General features: G+C 64.8%; 15 protein-coding genes. 8 read left to right on the top strand and 7 right to left on the bottom strand.

The annotated features are described in order from the left end of the window. Positions 1-21: 21 nt before the first annotated feature. Positions 22-782, bottom strand: a protein-coding gene (locus ASE85_RS12635) for an IS5 family transposase (protein ID WP_156358309.1) whose coding sequence is annotated in 2 segments (ribosomal slippage) — positions 22-458 and positions 458-782 — 762 coding nt in all. Because the reading frame shifts where the segments join, the coding sequence is not laid out codon by codon here. Positions 783-1,321: 539 nt separating this feature from the next. On the opposite strand from ASE85_RS12635, the gene ASE85_RS12625 reads away from it, so the two are divergent. Continuing rightward, positions 1,322-3,349, top strand: coding sequence for a DUF3857 domain-containing transglutaminase family protein (locus ASE85_RS12625; RefSeq protein ID WP_235523512.1), 2,028 nt, complete (start codon positions 1,322-1,324; stop codon positions 3,347-3,349). Positions 3,350-3,528: 179 nt separating this feature from the next. Beyond that, a complete protein-coding gene (locus tag ASE85_RS12620) occupies positions 3,529-4,566 on the top strand; it encodes a rod shape-determining protein (protein WP_082462791.1) in 1,038 nt (345 codons plus the stop codon). A gap of 21 nt (positions 4,567-4,587) precedes the next feature. On the opposite strand, the gene ASE85_RS12615 is transcribed toward ASE85_RS12620, so the two are convergent. The 3 genes from ASE85_RS12615 to ASE85_RS12605 all read right to left on the bottom strand — a co-directional run bounded on the left by ASE85_RS12615 (position 4,588) and on the right by ASE85_RS12605 (position 6,926). Continuing rightward, a complete protein-coding gene (locus tag ASE85_RS12615; RefSeq protein WP_056688554.1) occupies positions 4,588-4,824 on the bottom strand; it encodes a DUF5818 domain-containing protein in 237 nt (78 codons plus the stop codon). Positions 4,825-4,909: 85 nt separating this feature from the next. Continuing rightward, positions 4,910-6,283 carry a sensor histidine kinase gene (locus ASE85_RS12610; RefSeq protein ID WP_056688551.1) on the bottom strand — a complete coding sequence of 458 codons (1,374 nt, stop codon included), beginning with the start codon at positions 6,281-6,283 and terminating at the stop codon, positions 4,910-4,912. Further along, positions 6,273-6,926, bottom strand: coding sequence for a response regulator transcription factor (locus ASE85_RS12605; protein WP_056688548.1), 654 nt, complete (start codon positions 6,924-6,926; stop codon positions 6,273-6,275). Before ASE85_RS12605 ends, ASE85_RS12610 begins: the two co-directional genes overlap by 11 nt. A 109-nt stretch (positions 6,927-7,035) precedes the next feature. Between ASE85_RS12605 and ASE85_RS12600 the strand changes: the two genes are divergently transcribed. The 4 genes from ASE85_RS12600 to ASE85_RS12585 are packed head-to-tail and all read left to right on the top strand — an operon-like array spanning position 7,036 to position 12,000. After that, positions 7,036-8,109: an ABC transporter substrate-binding protein gene (locus ASE85_RS12600; protein ID WP_056688786.1), complete on the top strand. Its 1,074-nt coding sequence runs from the start codon at positions 7,036-7,038 to the stop codon at positions 8,107-8,109. 1 nt (position 8,110) lies between these two features. Further along, positions 8,111-9,589 carry an OprO/OprP family phosphate-selective porin gene (locus ASE85_RS12595; protein ID WP_056688544.1) on the top strand — a complete coding sequence of 493 codons (1,479 nt, stop codon included), beginning with the start codon at positions 8,111-8,113 and terminating at the stop codon, positions 9,587-9,589. Between the two features lie 34 nt (positions 9,590-9,623). After that, positions 9,624-10,931 carry a CitMHS family transporter gene (locus ASE85_RS12590; protein WP_056688541.1) on the top strand — a complete coding sequence of 436 codons (1,308 nt, stop codon included), beginning with the start codon at positions 9,624-9,626 and terminating at the stop codon, positions 10,929-10,931. After that, positions 10,924-12,000 carry an AbrB family transcriptional regulator gene (locus tag ASE85_RS12585; protein ID WP_056688539.1) on the top strand — a complete coding sequence of 359 codons (1,077 nt, stop codon included), beginning with the start codon at positions 10,924-10,926 and terminating at the stop codon, positions 11,998-12,000. The genes ASE85_RS12590 and ASE85_RS12585 overlap by 8 nt, the downstream gene beginning before the upstream one ends. Here the strand turns inward: ASE85_RS12585 and ASE85_RS12580 are convergent. Beyond that, positions 11,984-12,637, bottom strand: a complete 654-nt coding sequence (locus ASE85_RS12580) for a YjbE family putative metal transport protein (protein WP_056688536.1) — start codon at positions 12,635-12,637, stop codon at positions 11,984-11,986. The two genes, ASE85_RS12585 and ASE85_RS12580, sit on opposite strands and share 17 nt — an antisense overlap. A gap of 206 nt (positions 12,638-12,843) precedes the next feature. On the opposite strand from ASE85_RS12580, the gene ASE85_RS12575 reads away from it, so the two are divergent. Together ASE85_RS12575 and ASE85_RS12570 are read left to right on the top strand one after the other, a co-directional pair. Next, on the top strand, positions 12,844-15,234 hold the full coding sequence (locus tag ASE85_RS12575; protein WP_056688533.1) for a glycoside hydrolase family 2 TIM barrel-domain containing protein: 2,391 nt from the start codon (positions 12,844-12,846) through the stop codon (positions 15,232-15,234). Further along, complete coding sequence (locus ASE85_RS12570; RefSeq protein ID WP_082462780.1) at positions 15,231-16,697, top strand: glycoside hydrolase family 28 protein; 1,467 nt, start codon at positions 15,231-15,233, stop codon at positions 16,695-16,697. The genes ASE85_RS12575 and ASE85_RS12570 overlap by 4 nt, the downstream gene beginning before the upstream one ends. 2 nt (positions 16,698-16,699) lie before the next feature. Here the strand turns inward: ASE85_RS12570 and hutC are convergent, their stop codons facing one another. Both hutC and ASE85_RS12560 read right to left on the bottom strand, forming a co-directional pair. Then, a complete protein-coding gene (hutC, locus tag ASE85_RS12565) occupies positions 16,700-17,419 on the bottom strand; it encodes a histidine utilization repressor (RefSeq protein ID WP_056688530.1) in 720 nt (239 codons plus the stop codon). Next, positions 17,416-18,795 carry a formimidoylglutamate deiminase gene (locus ASE85_RS12560; protein WP_056688527.1) on the bottom strand — a complete coding sequence of 460 codons (1,380 nt, stop codon included), beginning with the start codon at positions 18,793-18,795 and terminating at the stop codon, positions 17,416-17,418. The genes hutC and ASE85_RS12560 overlap by 4 nt, the downstream gene beginning before the upstream one ends. Between the last annotated feature and the right edge of the window lie 67 nt (positions 18,796-18,862).

Below are 18,862 nucleotides of genomic sequence, written 5' to 3'. Positions count from 1 at the left end.
TAGGCTGTAGTGACGATTTAATCATTTGAGCCATAGCATGATGCTGGCGAGCTTGATGAAGCCAAGGAAGTTGGCGGCGATCTTGTCGTATCGAGTAGCGATGCGCCTCCATTGCTTGAGGCGGGCGAAGAAGCTTTCGATGCCCCATCGGTGTCGATAGGCGATGACATCATAGGGCCGGCGAACGCTGCGATGTCTGCGTGGCGGGATGACAGGTTCACCGCCTTGTGTGCGGATCAATTCGCACAGGCTGTCGGCGTCATAGGCGCGATCGGCAAGAACCTGCTTTGCGTGCAGTCCGCRGATGAGGTCACAGGCTGGCGCCATGTCATTTTGCTGGCCAGGGCCGAGCACGAAGCGCACCGGCAAGCCCAGGGCATCGACTACGGCATGGATTTTCGTGCCGAACCCACCTCTGGAACGACCAAGAGCCTGGGCTTGAACGCCCCCCTTTTTACCCGCGCCCCGGCCGCCTGGGCCTGAGCACGGATCACGGTGGCATCGATCGCCAGCCATTCGATGTCAGGATCATCGGATASCGCCTCGAATATCCGGTCGATCACCCCTTGCTCGACCCAGCGATAATAGCGCCGCTTGGCCGTTTGATAGGGGCCAAAGCGATCGGGCAGATCACGCCACCGGCCGCCCGAACGCGCCAGCCATAGCAGCGCGTCGAGAAACCGCCGACCATCGCTGCGCGGCCCACGCTTGCCTTTGCGACCGCCCGGTACAAACTCGCGCAGCCGCTCCCACTGATCGTCCCGCAGAACCTCGCCTTCCACACCAGCCTCCAAAAGCCAGTGTTGAATCAGAAATCTGCTAACATGTCCCGCAGAACCTCGCCTTCCACACCAGCCTCCAAAAGCCAGTGTTGAATCAGAAATCTGCTAACATGGGAATCCCTAAAATGTCACTACAGCCTAGTGGTCCGAAAAGATTCTGACATTTGAACACGCCTTATCCGATAGGGTAGCAAATGTCAGAATCGGACCACTAGCAGGACCGATGCGAGCGCGAATTGCTGCGCAAGGCCGCTCATCTGCGCGTTGCCACCCTCGATTGATCCCTTTCTTGTCTCAGTCACCATCGTTCATTGGCACCGCTCGATGCATCCATCATTCTGGTGGCGGACGGCCATCCATATAAGGCATTTGATCACCAGGTCCTGATCTTCTGGAGCAGGATGCCCCGTCCGCCGATCCACGACAGCCTCCCGGAACAAATCCGGCGCCCGGACTATCATCATCGGTCGTCGGCCCAATATATCCCCCTTGCTTATTCGTAAGCCAGCGACATTATGGTGCGAAACGAGGGGGATATCGTGCGCTTTACCATCATTGCCTGCCTGGCGGGCCTGCTGCCGGGAACCATTGCCCATGCCGCTGGCAACCAGATCCAGAACGGGCCGGTGCCCAAATGGGCGGTCCAGTCGGACCCGATGCCCGTCCCCGCCGATGCTGCGGGCGCCGTCTTCATCCGCCGTCAGGATACGGAGGTCCATCTCGATGACAAAGGGCAGTTGCTCTATAATGGCTATCGCATCCGCATTCTCCATCCCAGCGCGCTGCAACTGGGCAACCTGTCGCTCGCCTGGAACCCGGCGGGCGGCTCGCCTGTCGTCCATGTGATCAAGATCCATCGCGATGGCGCGGTGATCGACATATTGAAGAAAGCCTCGTTCGAGATATTGCGGCGCGAGGACCAGTTGGAAGCGGCCAGGCTGGACGGCAATCTGACGGCGGTGCTGCGCGTACCCGATCTGCGGGTCGGGGACGAAATCGAGTTCGGCGCGACGTTGCGGGCGAGCGACCCCACTTTGGGGAAGGACGATGCCGGCCTGCTGTTCCTGGCCTCTGAACCCGCGCCCGGCCGCTATCAGTTGCGGTTGAGCTGGGAGGAGAGGAACAAGCCGACCGTCAAGATGACCAGCGATATGGCCGCCGTTGCCCAGCCGGGCGGCAATGCGATCGCATATCGGTTCGACAATCCCGCCGTCATGGCGCCGCCCAAGGACGCGCCGCCGCGCTATCAGTGGCAACGTGCCGTGGAATACAGCAGCTTTGCCGACTGGCAGGGCATATCGCGCCGGTTCGCGCCGCTGTTTGCCGATGCGTCGAAACTGCCCGCCAGTTCGCCGCTGAAGCGGGAGGCGGCCCGGATCGCCGCTGCTCATGCCACGCCGTTCGATCGCGCCGCCGCTGCACTCAAGCTGGTGCAGCAGGATGTCCGCTATATCTATGTCGGGCTGAATGGCGGCAATCTGACCCCCGCCAGCGCCGACGAGACATGGCAGCGGCGCTATGGCGACTGCAAGGCGAAGACCGTTCTTCTCATGGCCCTGTTGCGCGAACTGGGGATCGGGGCGGAAGCCGTGCTGGTCAACAATAGCGGCACCGACGATGGCCTGGACGAACGGCTGCCCAGCCCGCGCATGTTCGATCATGTGCTGGTGCGGATACATATGGATGGAAAGCCCTATTGGCTGGACGGCACCATGCCTGCGGTCGTCCCGCCCACGGCCGATCCGCTCATCCCCTATCAGTGGGTGCTGCCGCTGTCCGGGCAGGGCAGCGGTCTTGAACGGCTTGGCTGGACCCCCGCGTCGCGCCCGAACGAAATCGCGCTGTTTGAAATCGACGCACGATCCGGTTTCGAGAAGCCGGCGCGGATTAGCAGTACGACCATCAAGCGCGGGATCGAGGGGGTGCAGCAGGAGGTGCAGTTTTCCGCCGTCACGCCCGCGCAACTGCTCAACGCCTTTCGCCAGAATGCGATCGGCGATACCTGGCAGACGATCGAGGATGTGCAGTGGCGCTATGATCGCAAGGCGCAGGCCAGCATATTGACCATCGTGGGCACCGGCACGGTCGACTGGGATGATGATGGCAACGGGGTAAAATCCCTCGCGCTGCCCGGCGGCGGCTTCAACCCGCCCGAAAAGCGCATCCGGGCGGCCGAACAGGATCAGGCGCTGCCCTTCTACAACAAGCCCAATTTCGATTGCTATGTGACCACGGTTCGCCTGCCATCGACGACGAAGGCAGAGCAATGGTCGCACAAGGCGAATATCGACAACCGGATATTCGGGCGAACCTATTACCGGGTCTTCGACATATATGACGGTTCGTTGCGCATGATCCGCGGCGCCCGGATCGAACAGAAGGAATTCGAGGCGGCAAAGGCCCAGCGCGACAACGGCCGCATCGCCGCGTTCGACAACAGCATGGCGTGGATAACCTACAACCCCGGCGGCCGGAACATGGCGGCTCAGGCACGCCGGCGCGTACCTGCGACATTCGAATTGGACTGGACGGCCGACAATGTGCCGTGCCTGCCACCGACCTTGTGACCGGACAATGTGATGGCTGGCCCATGGGCGACCGGAGCGGTTGACCAGCAACCGACGTTCAGGATCACGCCCGACGCCGGCACTCCGATGATCCCGGCAATCATCCGCTTCGGCGTTTGGCCATTGCGTTGTCCGGTTGCGCACGCAAGGCGTCCGGCAAATTCCCAATCGGATATCAGATGTTCCGCAGACTATTCGCTTCCTCCGCGCATGACATGGCAATTGATCTTGGCACGGTGAATACGGTGATTCACGTGCGCGATCGCGGTATCGTTCTCAACGAACCATCCGTCATCGCGATCGAGACCATTGCCGGCGTCAGGCGGGTCAAGGTGGTGGGGAATGAGGCAAAGCCCATGATGGGCAAGACGCCCGCCAATATCCAGGCGATCCGGCCGCTGCGCGACGGCGTGATCGCCGATATCGATGTCGCCGAACAGATGATCAAGCATTTCATGGCCAAGGCGGTGGGCGCATCCGGCCGCCTCAGCCGGCGCCATGCCGTCGTCATCTGCGTGCCCTCCGGTTCGACCATGGTGGAGCGCCGCGCGATCCAGATTGCAGCGATGAATGCGGGCGCATCGCGCGTGCAACTGATCGACGAGCCGATGGCGGCCGCGATCGGGGCCGGTTTGCCCGTGACCGAGCCGCGCGGCGCCATGGTGGTGGATATCGGCGGCGGGACGACCGAAGTGGCGGTCCTGTCGCTGCAAGGCATCGCCTACAGCAATTCGGTCCGCATGGGCGGCGACAAGCTGGATGAGGCGATCGCATCCCATGTCCGGCGCAATCATAATCTGATGATCGGCGAAATGACGGCGGAACGCATCAAGCACGGCATCGGTTCGGCGGTGATCCCGCTCGACCAGGGCCGGACGATGCGAGTCAAGGGGCGTGACCTGGTCAATGGCAGGCCGGCCGAAATCACGATCAGCGAAGCGGAAATCGCCGATGCGCTGGTCGAGGGGGTCGGGCAGATCAAGCTCGCCGTCATGTCGGCTCTGGAACAGACGGCGCCGGAATTGTCCGCCGACATCATCGATGAAGGCATAACCCTGACAGGCGGTGGCGCCCTGCTCGGCCATCTCGACCAGGCCTTGTCGGAACAGACCGGTCTGGCCGTACGGGTCGCCGACGATGCGCTGACCTGCGTGGCGATGGGCGCGGGCAAGGCGCTGGAGGATCCCGCCTATAGCGGCGTGCTGACAACGGCCTGAACCTGCCGCCAACGGCGCCGGTTACATGAGCGCGACGGACAAAGCGCGCTGGATGGGTTCACCAGCTTCGATCCAGTTGACCGCCATGGCTTCGGCCCCGGTGCGGATGCCTTCGACGACCACATTGGTCTGCAACAGGTGGCCGACATTCCTGAGCAGGCCGATCTCCCACAAAGCCCCGTCCCGCGCCTGAACATAGAGGCTGACGGCGCCCGCGACCAGCACGCCTTCGAGGCGGAAATATGAACCGATATTCATAAGGCCGAGATAGGCCCTGCGAACGGCAATGCCACACCCCATCCTGCGGCATGTGCAGATAAGGGGATGAAATGAAACGAAGCCGTCAGACAGGGAAGTGCACGATCACGGCAAGGCCGGGGGACTGATCCGCGATCGTCACGCTGGCCCCCATGCGCGAAGCGGCGGACTGGACGATGGCAAGGCCAAGCCCCGTCCCTTCGGCCCCCTGCGGCCCGGTCGCGCGGAAAAAGCGTTCGAACACCTTGTCCTGATATTCGGGCGCGATACCGGGGCCATCGTCGCTGACGGTCAGCCGGACATGGTCGGCATCGCGCGACAGGGTCACGGTCACGGTTCCGCCCCGCCGATTGTAGCGGATGCCATTGTCGATCAGATTGGCGATGATTTCGAACACCAGTGTCCGGTGCGCCTGCACGCGATAGCTTTCGCCATCCGCCGCATCCAGGTTCAACTCGACTTCCGCTGCAATCGCGTGGTTTATGAGGCGGCCGATGACCGCCGTGCTGACTTCCTTCAGGTCGACGGCTTCGAGCGGCGGGGACACCCCGCTCTCCTCCGCCCGCGCCAGCGCCAGAAGCTGCGTCACCAGCCGTTCCAGCCGCTGCACCGCGTCGGCAATTTCGTCCAGCGCGGCCGATGACCCGCGACGGGCCAGTTCGACCTGCACCTTCAGCACCGAAAGCGGCGTGCGCATCTGGTGCGATGCGTCGGCGGTGAAGCGGCGCATGCCCCCGGTCGCCGTGTCGAGCTGCGCCAGCATGTGGTCGAACGCGGTGGCAAGCGGTTGCAGTTCATTGGGCAGCGGCCCTGCGTCAAGCGGGGAGAAATCCGGCCGCTTGCTACCGTCGCGCGCTTCCACGGTACGCCGCAGCCGCGCGAGCGGCCGCAGGCTCCAGCCCAGCGCCGGACGCAGCAGCAGCACGGCGACTCCGACCAACGCCACCTCGCCCAGCAGCAGCGCGATGGTCAGTTGCCCGGCGAGCGTCTTGCGATTGTCGAGCGTCTCGGCGACCTGGATGACGACCGGCTGGGCGATGCGGGGCAGCATCCGCTTCACCTCCGCAATGCGGATGCCCTGATCGCGATAGCGGGCGAAGCGGAAACGTGGCTGATCGACGGTCATGGTCGTCGGGTCGGGCGCGGGCAGATCGGCATAGCCCGTTAGCAATTCCCCCCCCACGGCGATGCGATAATAGACATTGTCCCGCTCGCTGTTCTCCAGCATGCCGAATGCGGCCGGGGGCAGGTCCAGAGTGACTTCGCCCCGTTCCACCTGCACCGTTTCGGCAATCGCACCCAGCGCGCCGCCCAGCACGCGGTCGTTGGTCCGGCGCACCACGTCGGCAATCAGCGTCGCTCCGCCCACGCCGATGATCGCCGCCGCGCCCAGCAACGGCCCCAGCATCGCCGCGAGCAACCGGGTGCGCAACGCAATGGCCTGCGACTTACCCCGCATCGAGCATATAGCCCACGCCGCGCACGGTGCGGATGCCAGGGCCATCGGGCGCAAGCTTGCCGCGCAGGCGCGTCACATGCACCTCTATCGCATTGCCGCCGACCGGTTCGTCAAAGCCGAACACCTCCCCGATCAGGATTTCGCGTGGCACCACCTGCCCGGCACGAGTCGCCAGCGCCTCCAGCACGGCCAGTTCGCGGCGGCGCAGGTCGAGCAGGCGACCCGCCACCTCCACCGCGCCGGTGGAGCGATGGATGGTAAGCGGGCCGACGACAAGTTCCGGTGTCGGATCGCCACCGCGCCGCCGCCCCAGCGCCCGCACCCGCGCCTCCAGTTCCTCCGGGTCGAACGGCTTTCGCAGATAATCGTCGGCACCCAGGTCCAGCCCGCGCACCCGATCGTCCAGCGCGTCGCGCGCCGTCAGCATCAGCACCGCGACCTTCTCCCCCCGGCGGCGCAGTTCGGCCAGTACGGCGAATCCATCCATATCGGGCAGGCCAACGTCCAGTATGACCAGCGCATAGGGTTCGCTGCCGACGACGGACAGCGCATCCTCCCCGGTCGCGACATGGTCCACGGCATGCCCCCCTGCACGAAGCAGGGCGGAAATGCTGCGCGCCAGCGCGGCGTCATCCTCGATCATCAAAATCCGAATGGGGCACCCGATGCTGAAAGGTTGATGACAGCTTGGCTTCGTAACTGAGCCTCACATCTTATCCGGCGACAGAAACGGAAGGCGAGGAGCAGGGTTGGTGCGACGGGTTATTCAGATTGTTTCGATCTTGGCAAGTCTGGCTGTGCCGACGGCCGTGGCGGTGGCGGAAAGGCCAGCGGGCTATCCGCGATCCTACGACCAGTTGATCGCCGATGCACAGGCCGAACGGCAGGTCATCGTCTATGCCAATGCCGACACGTCGGAAATGGCGCCCGTCATCATTGCCTTCCAGCGCCGCTATCCCGGCGTGACCGTGCGCTATGCCGACCTTGGCTCCAACGAGATGTATCGCCGCTTCGTGGCGGAATCGCGGACGCGCAAGCCGTCCGCAGATCTGGTCTGGTCATCCGCGATGGACCAGCAGGTCAAGCTGATCAATGACGGCTTCGCGCAGGGCTATGCCAGCCCCGAAAAGCCTGCCCTTCCCCCTTCGGCGGTGTGGAAGAATATGGGGTTCGGCGTTACCGCCGAGCCGATCGCCTATGTCTATAACAAGAAGGCGATCCCCAATCCGCCGCGCAGCCATGCCGCGTTGGAAGCCTTGCTGCGCAAGGATCGACGCGCGCTGACGGGCAAGGTCGCGACCTTCGATCCGGCACGGTCGAATACCGGCTATCTGTATCTGACGCAGGACTTCGCGATCACCGGCGATACCAGATCGCTGGTGGAGGCGATCGCGGCGACCCGGCCGGTCCTGTCGATCACCACCGAACCGATGCTGCGGGGCGTGGCAGAGGGGAAACTCTCGATCGCCTATAATGTCATCGGCTCCTACGCGGTGGAGCGCGCGCGCCGCGACCCGCGCATCGGCGTCATCTTTCCGCAGGATTACACCATCGTGATGTCGCGCATCGCTTTCATCGCGCGGGAGGCGCGGCATCCCGCCGCCGCCAAATTATTCCTTGATTTCCTGCTGTCGCGTCAGGGCCAGACCCTGCTTGCCCAGCATAGCCTCTGGCCGGTTCGCACCGACATTCGCGGTCGCCGGCTTCCTGCGACACAGGCCCGCCCGGTACGTGTCGGTCCCCAGCTTCTCGCCAATCTCGATCGCCTGAAACAGCAGCGCTTCCTGCGCGACTGGAACGCGATCCTCGCCTCTGGAGCCAAGTGAAATGACGTCCCTGATGTTGCGCAATGGCTGTGCCGCTCTGGCGCTGATCGCCGCCACCCCCGCTTTGGCGCAGACACCCAGCGCCGAAGACCTGGCCGCGCTGGTCAAGGCGCAGGCCGCCGAGATCGCGTCGCTAAAGGCGCGGCTCGACAAGATCGAAGGGCAGGCCCTCGCGCAGGCTGCCGCACCAGCGCCCGCCCCCGCTCCGCAGGTGGCGCAGCAGCAAGCCTCGCCACCGCTGGTCGTCACCCCCTTCGCGCCACAGATCGTGCCGCCCGGCCCCGCCGATATCGACGTGGGTCAGGCCCGCGCCATCGCCAGGGAAGTCGGCGTCAAAACCGAATGGGGCGCCGGCCTGCCCGTGTTCCGATCGGCCGACGGCGTCTTCACCTATAAGCCGCGCGGGCGCATTCTGGTCGATGTCAGCTCGACCATGGGGTCCGACTATAAGGGCCGCAACACGACCACGACCGGCATGCGCGCGCTGCGCCTTGGTCTGGAAGGCGGCGTGGGACCGCATTTCTTCTACCAGTTCGAAAGCGACTTTTCGGAGAATGAAGTCGATATCGTCACCGCTTTCCTGGGCTGGCGCAATCGGCTGAGCAGCAAGATCGATTACGACATTCGTGCCGGCCACCTGTTCAACGACCGCGCGTTCGAGGGCAGCACCGGTTCTGACTCCACGCCCTTCCTGGAGCGCAGCACGGTATCGACCGCGATCATCCCGCAGCGGGGCTTCTACGGCATCGGCATCATGGGCCGCATGTTCGGTCCCAACTGGCATGCGTCGGTCAGCGTGACCGGCGACCGGATCGACGGCGAGCAGGCGACGAACGACAGCCGCACCGCCTCCTTCCGCGCGCACTGGAACCCGATCAGGACCGACCGGTCGCTGCTGCATGTCGGCGCATGGGGCTTTGACGAGGCCCTGTCGGCTGCTGCGACGTCGCTGACCCGCAGCACTGTCATTGGCGGGCGCTTCAACGGCGCGGTGCGGGTGTCGACCGGCGAATTGCTCGGCGGGCGCTCCACCACCGGCTATGGCGTCGAACTGGGCGGCTATACCGGCAGCCTGTGGGTCATGGGCGAAGCAGGCCGCCGCGTCGCGCGCCTGACCGGCGATCGCCCCGATTTCGAGAGCAAGGCATGGAGCGTATCGACCGGCTTCTTCCTGACCGGGGAGTTGCCGCCCTATAACCCCCGCCTCGGCAGTTTCGGCCAGCCCAACGTGCTGCACCCCACCTTCGACGGTGGACCGGGTGCGATCGAACTGACGGCCCGTTACGAAAATCTGGACTATACCGACCTCGTCCTTGGCGGCGACGGCTGGGCCGCGACGGTCGGCGTGAACTGGTATCTCAACAGCTTCACCCGGCTCCAACTGAACGGCATCCACTGGCGCACCGACAATCGCGCCGGCGCCTTCACCGGCAGCGACGACGGCCAGACCGTCAGCGCGCGTGTCGGCGTGACCTTCTGATCCTTCTTCTCCTCGCCTCTTCAAGGATGCAGCGATGAATCTTGCCCTGCTCGGCTTCCTGATGGTCGCCACCTTCATGACGCTGATCATGACCAAAAAGATGACGCCGCTGGTGGCGTTGATCGTCATCCCCTCGCTGTTCGGCGTGGTGGCCGGTCAGGCCGCCGGCCTTGGCGACATGATGATCGACGGCATCAAGAATCTCGCCCCGACCGGCGTGATGCTGCTGTTCGCCATCCTGTTCTTTTCCACCATGACGGATACCGGCCTGTTCGATCCGCTGGTCGGCCGACTGGTGAAGCTGGTCCATGGCGACCCGCTGCTGATCCTGCTGGGATCGGTGGTCCTGTGCGCGATCGTCAGTCTGGATGGCGACGGATCGACCACCTACATCATCACCTGTGCGGCACTGCTGCCGCTCTACAAGCGGTTCGACATGAAGCGCATCTACCTCGTCTGCCTGTTGATGGTGACGAGCGGGATCATGAATCTGACGCCATGGGGCGGCCCCACCGCCCGCGCCGCGAGCGCGCTCAAGCTCGATCCGGCCACGCTGTTCCTGCCACTCATCCCCGGCATGATCGCGGGCCTGGCCTTCCTGCTCGGCCTGGCCTTCTGGTTCGGGATCAAGGAACGTCGGCGCCTCGGCCACGTCCATCTGCCGCAGCGGGAGGCGGTGGACATCGCCGACCTGGGCGTGTCCCAATATCCCGAAGCGCGCCGTCCGCATCTGCGCCTGTTCAACGCCGCGCTGGTGATCGCACTGCTGGGGCTGCTGGTGTGGGGCATCCTCCCGCTGTCGGTCCTCATGATGATCGCCTTCGCCATCGCCATGATCGTCAACTATCCCGGCGTGGCGCAGCAGAAGGAGCGCATCGCCGCCCATGCCGGCAATGTCCTGTCGGTCGTGTCGCTGATCTTTGCGGCGGGCATCTTCACCGGCATCCTGGGCGGCACCGGCATGGTGGAGGCGATGAGCAAGGAAGTGGTGGGCTTCATCCCGCCCGCGCTTGGCCCCTATATGGCGCCGATCACGGCCCTGCTGTCCATGCCCTTCACCTTCTTCATCTCCAACGACGCCTTCTATTTCGGCATGTTGCCGATCCTGGCGGAGGCCGGCGCCCATTATGGCGTCGAACCGATGGCGATCGCCCGCGCGTCGCTGATGGGCCAGCCGGTCCATCTGCTCAGCCCGCTGGTGCCCTCCACCTATCTGCTGGTCAGCCTTGCCGGCATCGACCTGGCCGACCATCAGCGTTTTACGCTGCTGCCGGCCGCCGCCGTCTGCATCGTCATGACGCTGGTGGGCATGATCGCGCTGGCCTTCCCCTTCGTTGCCTGACGGGTCGCAACCGGTCACACACCGGGCAACGCAGGCCGCCCTCCGCTTCCTGGCAGCCATCGCTGTCGGGGCAGCGGGGGGCGCATTGTTTCTGGAGATCGGCGCACCTTTGCCATGGGTGCTGGGGTCAATGGCCGCCTGCGCCGTCGCCAGCGTCATCGGCCTGCCGATACAGGCCTCGTCCGCCACGCGCAGGCCGATGGCGGCAGTCATCGGGGTGGTGCTGGGCAGCAGTTTCGGCCCGCACCTCCTGCCACAGGCGCGCGAGTGGATCATTCCGCTCGTCGCGCTGCCTTTCTTCCTTGCGACCGCGGCGCTGCTATGCGTCACCTATTTCCGCAAGCTCGCCAAATTCGACCCCGCCACCGCCTATTTTGCCGGCATGCCCGGTGGCATTGCCGAAATGGTGGTGATGGGAGCGGAGCGCGGCGCCGACGAGCGGACCATCGGCCTGATCCATGGCGCGCGCATCTTTCTGGTCGTCTTCATCCTGCCCTTTCTGATCCGGCTGGATCATGCGCCGGTCGCCATCACGCAGACCGCTCCAGCGACAGGCGACGTGGCCGACTTGTCGCTGCTGTTCTGGGCAGCCGGTTGCGTGGCTGTAGGGTTGCTGATCGGGAAAATGCTGCGCTTGCCGGCCTGGCATCTGGTCGGGCCACTGGCGGTGAGCGCCGCCGTGCATATGAGCGGCCTTGCCGATTTCCGTATCCCCGGCTGGGCATTGGCGGCCGCGCAGGTCGGCCTTGGCGCCACCATCGGCTGCCGCTTCGTCGGGCTGACGCTGAAGATGTTGCTGCGCACATTGGCGCTGGCGGCGGGATCGACGTTGATCCTGCTTGCGGTGACCTTCGCCTGGGCGGCCGGGGTGAGCGCGCTGACCGGGCTGGACCCGGTGCTGCTGACCCTGGCCTATTCGCCCGGCGGCCTTGCCGAAATGAGCATGGTGGCGCTCAGTCTGGCGCTGGAGCCGGGCGTGGTCATCATCCATCACCTGACCCGCGTGGTGCTGGTCCTGATCGCCGCACCACTCGGGTTCAGGTTCATGGGTATCAGAAGAGGGTCATGAGGCCCGTCGCCGGGTCGATCACGCCTTCATAGATCATCTTGCCGGCGACATAGAGGATCACTACCAGACCAAAATAGGCGATGGCGCGATAGCGTTCGATCACGCGGGCCAGCAGGTTCGCCGCCACGCCCATCAACGCGACCGACAGGACCAGACCGACGACCAGAATGCCGGGATGCTCCCGCGCAGCGCCGGCGACCGCCAGCACATTGTCCAGGCTCATCGACACGTCGGCGACCGCGACGGCCCATGCCGCCTGGGCAAAGCCCTTGGGCGCGGCCTTGCCGGCAATATCCCCGGCATCTTCCGCTTCGCCACCCGAACGCAGTTCGCGCCACATCTTCCACGCGACCCAGACCAGCAGCAGGCCGCCGGCAAAGACGAGGCCGACAAGCTGCATCAACTGCGTCACCAGCAGGGCGAAGGCGACACGCAGCACCAGCGCGGCGATCACGCCGATCGCGATCACCTTGCGCCGCGATGCTGGCGGCAGACCGGCGGCCAGCGCACCGACGACGATCGCATTGTCCGCCGCCAGCATGATGTCGATCAGCACCACCTGACCAAAGGCGGCCAGCGCGGGGGGGGAGCCGATATTGGAGAAATCGGCCACGATATGGGCCAAGATGTTGTTCATAAATCCTCTCGCCATCCAAAAAATGCGACGAACGCTTAGACGACTATCCTGTCACCGACCTTTCAGACCGGCAAAATGCACGACCGCAATTGGCCGCATGTTGAAACCATATTGCAAATAGTGGAATATTGGATAGCTGTTGGGCCTTAGCCGCCAAACAGGACGGCTTGGCAGGAGAGGAGATACAGGTGCGCAGAACGGGCAGCATGACGATATTCTGTGCACTGGCGACAGCGCTGGCATCGATCGGCGCAGCCGAAGCGGCACCTCGCGCTGTGACGTCCCTGCCCGACGGCTGGCGCTTCATTCAGGCCGATCCGCAAAGCGCGGAAACGCCCACGCTGGATGATGCAGGCTGGCAGGCTGTCAGCGTTCCGCACGACTGGGCGATCGCCGGCCCGTTCGATCCCAACGCCAAGGCTGCGGGCGAGAACGGTTTCCTGCCGAGCGGCGTGGCTTGGTACCGCAAGAGCCTCGACCTGAAACCGCAGCCGGGGCGGCGCTATTATATCGAATTTGACGGCATCATGGAGCGGAGCGGCGTCTGGGTGAACGGCCACCATATCGGCTATCGGCCGATGGGCTATGTCAGCCAGCGCTATGACCTGACGCGCCACCTGCGCACAGACGGCCGCAACATGATCGCGGTGCGCGCCGACACCTCCGCCGCGCCCTCCTCACGCTGGTACACCGGATCGGGCATCTATCGCCACGTCCGGCTGATCGAGACGAGCGACGTCCATATCCCGCAGGGTGGCGCCTATGTGCGCGCGACCGCCATCAGCGACGGGCAGGCGACCATCGCCGTCACGACCGATGTGCAGAATGACAGCCCCGTCGCCATGGCCGTGAAAACGGAGGTGGTGCTGACCGATCCCGCTGGGCACGAAGTCGCGCGCACCGTGACCACGCCCACCAGCATTGCGGCGGGCCGGACGATGATCCTGCCGGTCGAGCTGATGCTGCCCCGCCCCCGTCGCTGGGACATCGCCGATCCTGCCCGATATCGCGCCACCATACGGGTGCTGGCGGCCGATGACACGCTGCTCGACAATGAGGATGTCCGCTTCGGTGTGCGCGAAGCGCGGTTCGATCCCGCAACCGGCTTCTGGCTGAATGGCCGCAACTTCAAGCTGAAGGGCGTCGCGCTGCATCAGGATGGCGGCGCGGTCGGAGCCGCCGTGCCTGTTGCCGTCTGGCGCCAGCGGCTGACGTCGCTCAAGGCGCAAGGCGTCAACGCGATCCGCACGGCCCATAATGTGCCCAGCCCGGAATTTCTCGACCTGACCGACGAACTGGGGCTGGTCGTGATGGACGAGCTGTTCGACCAGTGGAACGTCGCCAAGACGCCGGAGGATTACCACCTGTTCTTCGGCGACTGGCACAAGCGCGATACGCTGGACATGGTGCGGCGTGACCGCAATCATCCCAGCATTATATTGTGGAGCGCGGGTAACGAAATCCACGACACCGCCTATCCGGTCCAGGCCAAGGCGGCGCTGCGCAGCATCCTCGACATCGTCCATGCCGCCGATCCCTCACGGCCGGTGACGATGGCGCTGTTCCGCCCCAACGTCACCAAGGATTATGACAATGGCCTCGCCGACATGCTGGACGTGGTCGGCCAGAATTATCGTGAGAATGAACTGATCGCGGCCAGCAGACAAAATCCGAAGCGCAGCATCGTCGGCACCGAAAATGCGCATAACCGCAGCAACTGGGTGCCGGTACGCGACTATGCGCCCTTTTCCGGCATGTTCCTGTGGACCGGCATCGACTATCTGGGTGAGGCGAACCGGTCCGGCTGGCCCAATATCCAGAACCCGGCCGGCCTGCTCGATCGCACCGGGCGACAGAAGATCAGCGGCATGGAGCGCGAAAGCTGGTGGTCGGAGCGGCCCGTGCTGCATGTGGTGCGCAATGCCGATCCGGGGGCGGCTGGCCCATCGACCGATGGCGCTGGCGGTCCCAACCAGCCGGTGTTGCCGACCATGATCGCGGTGGCGACGCCCAAGCCCAAGGTCGCCCTGTTCGACGACTGGACGCCGCAGGATCGTACCCCGCATGACGAGACGATCGAGGTCTACAGCAATTGCCAGCAGGTCGAAGCGTTTTTGAACGGCCGTTCGCTTGGCACACTGCCGATCAACCAGGATGCGTCGCCCCGCCGCTGGTCTGTGCGCTATGCACCGGGCGAGGTGCGCGCCACCTGCCGCGATCCGGGTAGCGAGTCGGTATCCGACCGTCTGCGGACGGCGGGCAAACCGGTGCGCATCGAACTGAAGCCGGATGCACCGACCGTTGGCTCGACCTTCGACGACATGGTCTATGTCCGCGCGCGGGTGGTCGATGCGAACGGCGTCACCGTACCCTCCGCCGCGCAAAAGCTGCATTTTGCGGTCAGGGGCGCAGGACGGTTGATCGCAACCGCCAATGGCTCCTCGGTCGATCATACCCCCTTCCCCTCGCCAGACCGCGCCGCGCTGAATGGGCTGGCCGTCGCTCTGGTCCGGGGCGCGGGCAAGGGCCACTTCACCGTCACCGCCACGGCCGACGGGCTGAAGGCCGGCACGGCTGATCTGGACGCGACCCGATGACGCCGTCCCGTCGCGACCTCATGACTGGCGCGCTCGCTCTGGCGGTGCCCGTCGGCCCCGTCCGGGCAGCGCCGGCAGATGATTTCGACGCGCAGGCCAAAGCCATTGCCGACCGCATCCAGCCGCCGCGTATCCCGCGCCGTCGCTTCCCGATCACCGCCTTTGGCGCGGTGTCGGACGGACAGACGGATGACAGCGCCGCTATATCCCGCGCTATCGCCGCCTGTGCCGAAGCAGGCGGCGGCCGCATAATATTGCCGCGCGGCGTGACGCTGACCGGTCCCGTCCGCCTGCGATCACGCATGGAACTGCATGTCCCAAAAGGGGCGCGGCTCAAATTCATTCCCCAACCGGCCCGCTATCTGCCGCCGGTCCATACCCGCTGGGAAGGCGTGGAACTGATGGGCTATCAGCCGCTCATCTACGCCTTTGAAGAGGAGGATATCGCACTGACCGGCCAGGGCGTGATCGACGGATCGGCCGACGACCGAACCTGGTGGCCATGGAAAGGCCCCTGGGCGGGGCGTTATGACGATACGCCGGACATAGAGCGACAAGCCGCCGACCGCGCCCGCCTGTTCGCCATGGCGGAGCGCGGCGTGCCGGTAGCGGAACGCATATTCGGCGAGGGCAGCCGCCTGCGCCCGTCCTTCTTTCAGCCCTATCGTTGCCACCGGGTGCTGATGGAGGACATCCGGGTGGAGGCCGCACCCTTCTGGCAGGTGCATCCGGTCGATTGCGCCGATGTGACCTTCCGCCGCATCACATGCGCCAGCAAAGGCCCGAACAATGATGGAATCGACCCGGAATCCTGCAACGGCGTGCTGATCGAACATTGCATATTCGACACCGGCGACGATTGCATCGCCATCAAGGCGGCACGCAATGCGGACGGCCGGCGTTTGCACAAGCCGTGCGAGAATATCGTCATCCGCCATTGCCTGATGAAGGATGGCCATGCCGGCGTCGCCATCGGCAGCGAACTGACCGGCGGGGTACGCAATGTCTTCGTTCATGATTGCAGGATGGACAGCCCGCACCTGACGCGGGCGCTGATCATCAAGTCGAACAGCTATCGCGGCGGGCAGATAGAGCATATCCATCTGCGCCGTATCCAGGCTAGCGCGGTGGACAAGGCCTTCATCCAGATCTGGATGCTCTATGAGGAAGGGGAAGGCGGCGGCCATGTGCCGCAGGTTGCCCATGTGTCAGCAGAAAACTGCATGATCGGATCGACGGAGCGGGTGCTGATCGTGCGCGGCCTGCCGCATGCACCAATCCGCGACCTGCGGCTGGCAGATATCAGCGTATCCCATGAGGCAAAGCCGTCCGTCACCGTGGATGTAGACCCGCCGATACTGGACAATGTGGTCGTCGGCGGCCGGCTCTGGACTCAGGCCTATCTGCGCGGACTGCCCGGCGCCGACAGCATCCGTTGCGACAAATGGGCGGTCTGTCGGTAAATCTATCGTGCCGCTGCGGCCGAGGGACCGAAGCGGGCCACCATGTCGTAGGCGTCGCCCGGAAATATCTGCCGGACATAGGTGATGCGTTCGGCGCCGCGCCATGTCCAGCGCTCGACGCTCAGGCAGGCCGTGCCCACCGGCAGGTGCAGGTGCGACGCCTCCGCCGCGCCCGCAGGCACGGCAGAGATGCGCGTTTCCGCCTCCGTCCATGGCACATGCCGGAGCAGCCACGTGCCCGGCGCCATAGTGTGCAGGTCCGCATCCACGATGTCGGGCACCGCCGCCACGCTGACCAGCCGATATTCCACGCACAGTGGCACGCCATTGGCCTGATGCAGGCCATCGACCTGCATCAGTGCGCCCTGTCCGGCCAGCAACCGCTCTTCCTCCGCACCGGCTCCGGGCTGACGCACGGCATGGGCGAGGGAGCGGAAGCCATAATCCTGCCCGCGTTCCCGCACCTGCGCCGCGATGTCGGGCACATCCAGGATCATGCTATGCACTTTTGGCCGGGCGACGAACGTGCCGGCTTTCTTGCGCCGTTCGATCAGGCCGGCCGCCAGCAGCGCCGACAAGGCCTTGTTCACGGTCATCCGGGCGCAGCCATAGTGGGCCATGATATCCTGCTCGATCGGCAGGCGATCGCCGGGTGCCAGTTCACCCGACAGGATGCGACTTTCGAAATCCTGCCTGATCCGTTCGTGCAGCGCGATCTTCACCCGATCAATCTCTCCAGTACCGCACGATAGGTGCGGACGACGTCCTCACGCTGCCGATGGCGACCGCCCTGCACCAGCCTGATCCCATGGCGCCATACGCAATCTATGGCGGACCGGCCAGATGCGAAGATGAAGCTGTCGGTGATCGCATCGCCGGACCGGGCCAGGAGTGCGGGGTGATCCGCATCCAGGCTGACGATATCGCCAGACTGCCCGACACAGATGCCGTCCTTGACGCCGAGCGCCGCCGCGCCACCGGCCAGCGCCCGCGCATGGAGGGCGGCACCGGTCGCCTCTCCCGCCTGTCGCGCCAGCATGTTGCGTCTCCGATGCAGCAGGCGCTGGCCATATTCCAGCAGCCGCAATTCTTCCGCGCAATCAATCAATATGTTGGAATCGCTGCCGATGCCAAAGCGCCCGCCCGCATCCAGATAGGCGCCGGCGGGGAAAATCCCGTCGCCCAGATTCGCCTCCGTGACAGGACAAAGTCCCACCGTCGCGCCGCTGCGCGCGATCGCCGCCATTTCGCCGGCATCGACATGGGTGGCATGGACCAGGCACCAGCGCGCATCGACATCGACATGATCGAGCAGCCAGGCGACCGGGCGCTGCCCGCTCCAGGCCAGGCAGTCTTCCACTTCCTTCACCTGCTCGGCGACATGGATATGGACCGGGCGGTCTACCGCCAGCGGCGCCAGCATCCGCAACTGGTCGGCGGAAACGGCGCGCAGGCTATGCGGCGCGATCCCCACCACCGCGTCCGGTAAAGTGGCGGCATGGCGCTGCGCCCCTTCGATCAGGCGCGCATAACCGTCGATCGACAGGATGAAGCGCGCCTGCCCCGCATGGGGCGGCTGCGCGCCAAAGCCGGCATGGCTGTAGAGCACCGGGAGCAGCGTCAGGCCGATCCCGCTGTCGGCCGCCGCCGCGACGATGGCGCCGCTCATGGCGGCCGGGTCCGTAAATGGTGCCCCGTCCCGGTCATGGTGCAGATAGTGAAACTCCCCCACACGGGTGAAGCCGCTTTCCAGCATCTCCATATAGGCAAGGGCCGCGATCGCCCGCACATCGTCCGGGCTCATGCGCGCGACGAAGCGATACATGATGTCGCGCCAGCTCCAGAAACTGTCCGTGCCGGGACCGCGTCGCTCGGCCAGTCCCGCCATCGCGCGCTGAAAGGCGTGGCTGTGCAGGTTGGGCATGCCCGGCAATCCAATAGCATGCCGCTCGTCCCCGACCGTCGCCGTTGCATCCGCCTCGATCGCGCCGATCCGGCCGCCCTCCAGCGTCAGCCGAACGTTGCGCGCCCAGCCATCGGGCAACAGCAACTGATCGAAAAAGAGGGATGCGCCGCTGGGGCGAAGGCGTTCCGACATAATTGCTCCCTGTCCTCATTTTATGTATATACATTAAAAGCGATTTGCTGCAATTCCCATCGGGAGC

It is taken from the genome of Sphingobium sp. Leaf26, from assembly GCF_001421665.1.
In the GTDB taxonomy this organism is placed as follows: domain Bacteria; phylum Pseudomonadota; class Alphaproteobacteria; order Sphingomonadales; family Sphingomonadaceae; genus Sphingobium.
The sequence above is the reverse complement of the archived record's forward strand: the minus strand, read 5'-3'. Positions and strand labels throughout refer to the sequence as shown.